Source organism: Myxococcales bacterium, assembly GCA_016703425.1.
Lineage (GTDB): Bacteria > Myxococcota_A > Polyangia > Polyangiales > Polyangiaceae > JADJCA01.
Genome location: JADJCA010000028.1, coordinates 1 through 7,522, shown reverse-complemented (window position 1 = coordinate 7,522; position 7,522 = coordinate 1). Strand labels below are relative to the sequence as shown.

Annotated in this window: 7 protein-coding genes; all 7 read left to right on the top strand. The window is 67.7% G+C overall.

Annotation, left to right across the window (positions count from 1 at the left end; translation table 11 throughout):
* The first annotated feature begins 1,737 nt into the window (after positions 1-1,737).
* The 7 genes from IPG50_33400 to IPG50_33370 all read left to right on the top strand — a co-directional run bounded on the left by IPG50_33400 (position 1,738) and on the right by IPG50_33370 (position 7,482).
* Positions 1,738-2,700, top strand: a complete 963-nt coding sequence (locus IPG50_33400) for a VCBS repeat-containing protein (protein MBK6697046.1) — start codon at positions 1,738-1,740, stop codon at positions 2,698-2,700.
* A gap of 1,160 nt (positions 2,701-3,860) precedes the next feature.
* On the top strand, positions 3,861-4,043 hold the full coding sequence (locus IPG50_33395) for a hypothetical protein (GenBank protein ID MBK6697045.1): 183 nt from the start codon (positions 3,861-3,863) through the stop codon (positions 4,041-4,043).
* Between the two features lie 357 nt (positions 4,044-4,400).
* Positions 4,401-4,589, top strand: a complete 189-nt coding sequence (locus IPG50_33390; protein MBK6697044.1) for a hypothetical protein — start codon at positions 4,401-4,403, stop codon at positions 4,587-4,589.
* Between the two features lie 109 nt (positions 4,590-4,698).
* On the top strand, positions 4,699-5,361 hold the full coding sequence (locus IPG50_33385; GenBank protein ID MBK6697043.1) for an RHS repeat protein: 663 nt from the start codon (positions 4,699-4,701) through the stop codon (positions 5,359-5,361).
* A 212-nt stretch (positions 5,362-5,573) separates the two neighbouring features.
* Positions 5,574-6,050 carry a hypothetical protein gene (locus tag IPG50_33380; protein ID MBK6697042.1) on the top strand — a complete coding sequence of 159 codons (477 nt, stop codon included), beginning with the start codon at positions 5,574-5,576 and terminating at the stop codon, positions 6,048-6,050.
* On the top strand, positions 6,047-6,313 hold the full coding sequence (locus IPG50_33375; GenBank protein ID MBK6697041.1) for a hypothetical protein: 267 nt from the start codon (positions 6,047-6,049) through the stop codon (positions 6,311-6,313). Before IPG50_33380 ends, IPG50_33375 begins: the two co-directional genes overlap by 4 nt.
* A gap of 50 nt (positions 6,314-6,363) precedes the next feature.
* Entirely contained in the window at positions 6,364-7,482 is a 1,119-nt protein-coding gene (locus IPG50_33370) for an RHS repeat-associated core domain-containing protein (GenBank protein MBK6697040.1), read from the top strand.
* Positions 7,483-7,522 lie beyond the last annotated feature (40 nt).

The following is a 7,522-nucleotide window of genomic DNA, read 5'->3' as shown; positions in this document are numbered from 1 at the left end:
TTCCTCCCGGCCGAGTTCAACGTCCTCGAAAATCGCCACGTTGCCGATGTTGTGACGCGGGGTGCCGCGCGACGGCGCCGAGGAGCGCGCCTTCATGACGTGTTAAGTCGTTGCTCGGCCTCGCCGACTTATGGGGACGGCGGTCAGCCAGCTCTCCTCCGGCGGCCGCAGCAACGCGTTTCCATCGGCGCGCCGTCGCCAACGATCCGGCGCTCATTTTGGCCGATGAACCCACTGGGAACCCCGACTCGAAGAACGGCGCGCTCGTCTTCGATGTCTTCGCCGAGCTTCCTGCGCGTCGCGAAGGACGCACCATCATCATGGTCACCCACGACGTGGCGTTCGCCGAGCGCGGCGACCGCAAGATCGTGCTTCGCGATGGGCGCGTCATCGAGGACGTAACGGCGAGCGCGGTGGTCAGCGCTGACGGTGATACTGCCACTATCCCATCGGCGGGGTATTCCCGGCTTATCGGAGTTCCGCGCTCTGCTGAACGATGCCGCGAAGGGAAGAGAGTCGCGCCTGGAACGGGTCCTCACGGAGTCCCACGACGACTCGTCGCGCGCGCCGGCGCGACACGATTCGCGCTGTCGTGGACTCGCGACGACAGGTACACAGCAAGTCGCGCACCATGGGCACTGCTTCTGCAGCGCGGGGGCCCATGGGCCGCACACGCTGTTTCAGAATCGTTGGTGGAGAGAGTTCAAGCATCGAGAGTCGACCTCTCCTTCCCGCCGCCTCTTCGTCCCGCACCGTCTCTAGCCTGCTCGCGCTCATCATCTCTTGCGTGCCGCTCGCGGTGGCTGCGACGGCGACGAGCAACGCGCCACCAGAAGCCGCGCTCAGCTCGACAGTGCTTCGGCTCCGGGGACGACCACCGGCCAGCTCGAGGTCACGCCCGCGGGCTCGGTCTCGTACGCGATGCCCGTCACGCTGGCGCCCGGGATCTCCGGCCAGGTGCCGTCGCTGTCGATTCAGTACTCGAGCCACGGCGCCAACGGGATTCTCGGCCAGGCTTCTGCTGTCGGGCCTATCGGTCATCGCGCCGTGCCCGCGCACGGGGGCGGAGGACGGCGTGGGCGCCGACGTCACCTTTACGAGCAGCGATCGGCCAAGCCTCGACGGGCAGCGGCTCGTAGGCGTCAACGGCCGGTACAACGTGGACGGCGCTGAATACTGCACGGCGCGGGAGTCGTTCTCGCGCATTCGGCAGGTCGGCGAGAGGGTCACCGTCGAGACGATGGAGCGGGCAGAAGCTCGAGTACGGCACGACGTCGGACGCGCGCATCGGTGGGGGCAAGGGCGTAGGCGTCGCGGACCGTCTGAAGATGCGCGGCTGGGCACTCTCACAGGCTCGAGCGATCGCTTCGGCAACGCGATCGGGCACAGCTACGCGCAAGACTTGGCCAACGGCGACTACTGGCCGACGACGATCGAGAGTACACGGAGAACCTCGCGGCGGGCATCGCGCCGACGTCGAAGGTGGAGTTTCGCTACCGACGGCGAGAAGACCACGGCCGCGTACGTGGCTGGCGCAAGACGGTGACGACGACGCAGCTTCTTCAATCGATCGCGTCGTTTGAGGGGGGTACAGAGTTTCATAGCGTGTCAACTTCGAATACGGCGCGATGGGCCAACGCGGCTGCGTGCGCGCCTCGTGTCGGCACAAGAGTGCGCAGCGGAGCGAAGCTCCCGGAACGCAGGTCAGACGACGTGCTTGCCGCCGACGCGCTTCGAGTGGACGGAGCAGCACTCGTTGTGGGCGATATGCCGCTCGAGACGGCGCTGAACGTCACGGGTCTCTTGAGCACGGCCATCAGCGGCGACTTCAACGGCGACGGCCTCAGCGACTTGGCGCAGCTCCAAGGGGGCACGGTCTCGGTCAACTTTGGTGTGGCCGATGGGCGGCGGATTTCTCGGGTGGACGTCAAAGTCGCGGGCTTCTTCGGCGAGCTGGTCGGCGGCGACTGGAACGGCGACGGCAAGACCGACTTGCTTCGATGTGCGCAGCGACGGCCCGAAGCGTACGCATGGACCTCGGACGGCGCGGGCTTCACGACGTCGCTCTTCGCGAACGGCATCAGCGACACCAAGCGGCTTCGCGTGGCGGACTTCAACGGCGACGGCCGGATAGATCTCTTCCGCCTGACAATGAAGCGGTTGCTGCATTTCCACCTCTCCGAAGGTGACGACGCGCGGCCCGTTTCGCCCCCTACGGGGCTGGGCAGTCGACAACCTGCGCCTAGGGCGATCTGGATGGCGACGGGCGCGCGGATTCTGCCGCACGAGAGGGCGGTCACGTTTTGGGTGCACCGCGCCTTCAACGAGGTGTCCGGTGGGGACGGGTGTCTCCGATCGGCTTCGATGGCGAGCCGATGCCGGGGCGACCACGGCGAGTGGCCGCCGACGCCGCTGCCGGCGTTTACGACGGAGTTGTGGGGCACCGACGACGAAGGCCGGCGCAGGCGCGGTGCGCATGGGCGACGTCAATGGCGATGGTGTGCGCCGATCTGGTGCTCATCACGGGGAGCGGCACGGCGAAGGTGCACCTGGGTACCAGGCGGTCGTTTCTTGCGAAGGGCCTGGGGCGGCGGTACAACGCGACGGCGCAGCTCGCCGGATCTGGACAGCGACGGCTGGAGCGATCCTTCAATACGACGCGACGGGGACGCGGCTCGACGTTTCGCTCTCGAACGGTAGTGATGGCTTCGACGCTTTCGTCAAGCTCACGGACCGGAGCAAGGCGCCGACGCGTTACGCGACGACGCGCGTGTATCCGCGAGCACGCAAAACCCGTGGGCTACCCGGTGCACACGACGGGCGGTGCGGCGCAGTTTGCGTGGGCTTGCCTGATGACGGCGGCGGCGACGCACAAGCAACAGCTTCCGAGCTATTGCGACAGCAATCAGCCTGGTGCCGCGTGCACGAGCGGCGCCGTCGATTGCAGCGAGAGAGCAGCCGCGTCGTCTGGTCGGATCCGGCGGTACCGGTGGCGCATCGCTGCGTCCCTTGGACGGTGACGGTGCTGGCGGGCCCAGGATCCAGGTCCCTCCGATCTGTATGGCGGGCCACCGGGCGCCGAGTGGGAGACCGTGGCGTCGCGGGTGGCCGGGTATTGGGACGCGTCGGCGCGGCACTTGATCCGGCCGGCGACAGTCATCGATTCGGTCGATTGCCAAACGGCGGATACGTCGGAGCAGCAGCCATCGGACCGTTTCAGCATCCAGCCTGCCGATCTCGATGGCGACGGAGCGACGGATCTTGCAGCGCGGCGATGGCGGGACGTTGCTGTTTGCGAAGAACCGCGTGCAGCCGCACTTCGACGGCGCGTGCGTTCACGAACGGCTTGGGGCGCGCACGGAGATCGACTACGCGTCGCTTCCCGCATCGCCTGGTGTGTACGCACCCGCTCGACGAGGCGCTCACGTACCCGACGGTGGCGGCGAACGGCGCGATGTACCTGGTGCGCGAGGTGCGCGGCTCGGACGGCGCGCGGAGCACCTACCGATACGAGGGGCGCGCGCGGCTCGATGGCCGCGGCTTGGCTTTCGCCGCGTCACGATGCGCGACGAGGTCAACCCCGCATCGAGCTGATGCAGCAATTCCGCGTGGACCCCGCCCTTTGAGGGCGCGTCGAGTACTGAGCGACGCTGGAGCGCGCCCGATGGGCGCGTCATTCTCATTGGGCGAAGCCGAAACGACGTCGCGTTTCATCCCGGCTACCCGAAGCCGGGCATCGGAGGCTTCGTCGACGCGGTCGTGCAGACGGGCGCGGTGGAGGAGAGCTTTGACCTCTCCGGGCGGCACGTTGCCGAGCATCACGACGGTGAGCCGGGGCACCAAACGGTAGCCCGAGCACGATGGTGTTGACGACGGCGCTCGGCGCCGAGGCGTTCCGCAAGACCACGTCGGTCACCTTCCAGAGCAACGAGGCGACGTGGGTTTTGAACTCCATCGTCAGGAGCACCACCACCAGCGAGTGGACCGGCGCGCTGCCCATCGTGCACACGGCGGCGACGACGCACTTGCCCAACGGCTCGTGAAAACGACACCGTCGAGCCGGGCAACGCGGCCTTCGAGGTCACGACGCACTACGACTACGACGCGCTCGGCCACGTGGTCCGAAGACCGTCTCGGCCGCCGACGGCACGCCGCCGCGCACGGTAAGCACGCAGTACGCCGATCCGCGCTTCATGACGGCGAGCGTGAACCAGCTCGGTCACGCGACCGGCGGGCGTACGACGGTCGTTTTGGCAAGGTGACGCGCCGTCGACGTCAACGGCCTGTCAGCGAAGACGAATACGACGCCTTTGGCCGAAAGCGCCGGGGCAAGCTCCCGAGCGGCGTCGAGACCACGACGGAGCTTCGCTTCTGCGACGTCGTGCCCGCCCTTTGCGGTGATGTGGGGCGAATCGAAGACCACCGGCGGCGCGACGCAGCGCGCGTACATGGACAACCTCGGCCGCGAGGTCACGACCGAAGTCGAGGGGTGGGACGGCAAGTGGGTGCGCCCTGAGAAGCGCTACGACGCGGCGGGCCGCGTGCGGGCGCAATCGACACCGGCGTTCATTGGCGAGCCGGTCTGTTGAGCGAGACCGAATACGACGCGCTGGGGCGCGTGATTCGCGCGACGGCAGCCGATGGCGGTGTCTCGAGCGCTCGATACGACGGTCTGCCACGGTCTCCACCGACGCGCGCTTGTCGCACCGCGCGTCCGTCAAGAACGCCGCCGGTTGGGTTGCGCGCAACGTCGACGCGGTCGGCAGCGCCATCACGTTTACGTACGACGCCGAGGGCCACGCGGTGGTCGTCACCGATCCGCGGGACGTCAAGCACACGACGACTTTCGACATGCGCGGTCGGCGCATCAAAGAGACGAGCCCCGACTTGGCGCCGACGCTGACGCACAACGCCTTTGGCGAGCTTGTGAAGCAGGTCGTCGACGCGACGGGCGCGACGACGCACCTTTCGTACGACGAGCTGGGTCGCGTGACCAAGCGCGTGGAGCCGGAGGGCACGACGCTCTACACGTACGACGTCGGCGTAGGCGCCAAGGGCCTACTCGTCTCCGAACAGCTCATCGCCACCGGCGAGGGCGCCCTCGCGAGCTCACGCACGACGACCTTCGACGACAAGAGCCGGCCCGTGGCGACGACCCTCGTCACGCCTGCGAAGTCGTTTACGACCACGAGCACCTACGACGCGCTCTCGCGGCCCGAGACGGTGACGTCGCCGAGCGGGCTCGTGCTCGCGTACGGCTACGACGCGCGCGGCGTGCAGACCCTCCATCAAGAACGCCAAGACGGGCGCCCTTTATTGGACCGCCTTGGACGTCACCGCCGATGGGCAAGTGAAGGTTGAGCGCGCGGCAACGGCCTCGTGACGACGAGGCACATCGATCCGAAGAGGGGCCGCGTGCTCGGCATCACGACCCCGGAACAAGGAGGGCAGCACCTCGTGCGTGCCGGCGGCGTGCACCATGGACATGGCGTCGTACGACACCTCGACGCAGAAAGACGCCACCGGCTGCACCTTCAACAAGGACAACGGTCGCCTGAACGCGTCCCCAGCGGATGCAACAGCCCCACGGTCCAGAGCTACTTCACGGGCTACGATCCGTCGGCAACGTCACCGCGCGCCGCGACTTGGTCACGGGCCTCGACGAGACCTTCACCTACGACGAGCTCAACCGCATGAGGGCCGCGACGCTCGCGGCCAACGGCACCGCCCTCGAGAAGGCCAACCAGGGCAAGATCGTCTCGTACCACTACGACACCGTCGGTCGCCTCGCCTTCCGCTCCGACCTCGGGCGGTTTTTCTACGACGGGGCGCAGCCGCACGCCGTCGTGACGCGCGTCGTCGGGGACGTCAACGCGACCTTCACCTACGACGCGAGCGGCAACATGCGGACCGGCCACGGCCGCAACCCTCGTGGACAAGCTTCAACAAGCCCGTCCGCGTCGAGTCGGCGACCAAAGGCACCTTCAGCCAGTGGTCCTACGGCCCCAGTCACGAGCGACTCCGCCACGAGCAATCGAACGGCAAGGTGACGACGCACGTCTCCGCCGCGTACGAAGAGGTCCAGAAGGGCGCAGACCTCGATCAGGTCCACCGCATCAGCGCAGGCCACGGCCTCGTCGCGGAGGTGACCCTCGTCGGGCAAGCCGCCGCGAACGAGCGCACCGTCTACTTCGGCACCGACCACCTGGGGCTCCGTCACCGTCGTTACCAACGAAGCCGGCGACGTCGTGCAGCGCCTCGGCTTCGACGCCTTCGGCGAAGCGTCGCTTCGCCAGCGGCGGCGACGACGTAAGCGGCATCCTCAAGAGCGATCTCACCCAGCGCGGCTTCACCGGCCACGAGATGCTCGACGACCTCGGCCTCGTCCACATGAACGCCAGGCTCTACGATCCGCTCTTCGGCGTCTTCCTCTCGCCCGACTCGGTCACGCAGTTTGCCGGCTCCACGCAAGGCTGGAACCGCTACTCCTACGTCGGGCAGAATCCCCTCTCCTTCGTCGACCCCAGCGGCCACAAGAAGTGGGGGACCATCTTCCGCGTCGTCGTCGCCATCGTCGCCGTCGTGGCCATCGTCATGACCGCGGGCGCCGCCCTCGGCGTCGCGGGCGCCGCGATCTCGGGCCTTACCGGTGGCTTCATCACGGCCGCGGTCGCGACCGCCGCCGTGCAGGCCGCCGTCACGACCTTCGTGTTTACAGCGATAGTCAGCGGCAGCTTACGCGTCGCCGCAAAAGCCGCGCTCATCGCAGGAGTATGCGGCGGCCTCGCCAACGCCGCCGGCGGCGGCGCCCTCGGCGGTGCTCTCGAAGGAACGAGTCGCGCAGCGCTTCAAGGGGGTGACATCAAGCAGGGCTTCATCACCGGCGTCGTTCCCATCGCGAGCTATTACTACGCGTACAAGGGCAAGGGCACCGACGGGATTGCCATGTTGCTTGGGCAGAAGATCCTAGCCGACATCGCTAGCGGGGCGTTCGAGCTCTCTCCTTCGCCGTCTGAACGAGAGCTGATGCCCTCGTGGGAGGAGATCGAAGCGACCGACGAGGCGAGCTGGCGCTACCCGCGCCCACGACTCCAAGGCCGCGGCGACTTCGCGCCGCAATCGTTGGCCGAGTCCGCGTCGTCAGGACGAGGCGGGCAAGACGGGCCGGTTGGGGAGCGCCTTGAGCGGCTCGCGGTGGGTGCTCGTGCAGCCGCCTCCTCCCCCGCATCGCGGGACTTGGGAGACTACGATCCGCGGCCACCTGTCTTCAGCCCGACGGAGGCACTCACGAACATCGCCGCGTGTGCCGCGGTAGGGGTCGCAGCAGCGCAGGCTGGTGCCCTCATCGGTGGCTTGGGCGGCCCGCTGTCCTCGGCCATCTGGGCCTTCGGCTTTCGGTTCAGCGCCACGAATCTGTGCACGGACGCTAGCCCGTCGCGCGACACCGGCGGCTACAACCTCAGCGACCTCGGGGCTCCATGAGAGCCTCTTCGCCGCTCACCCAAACCGTTGCGCCAGATTC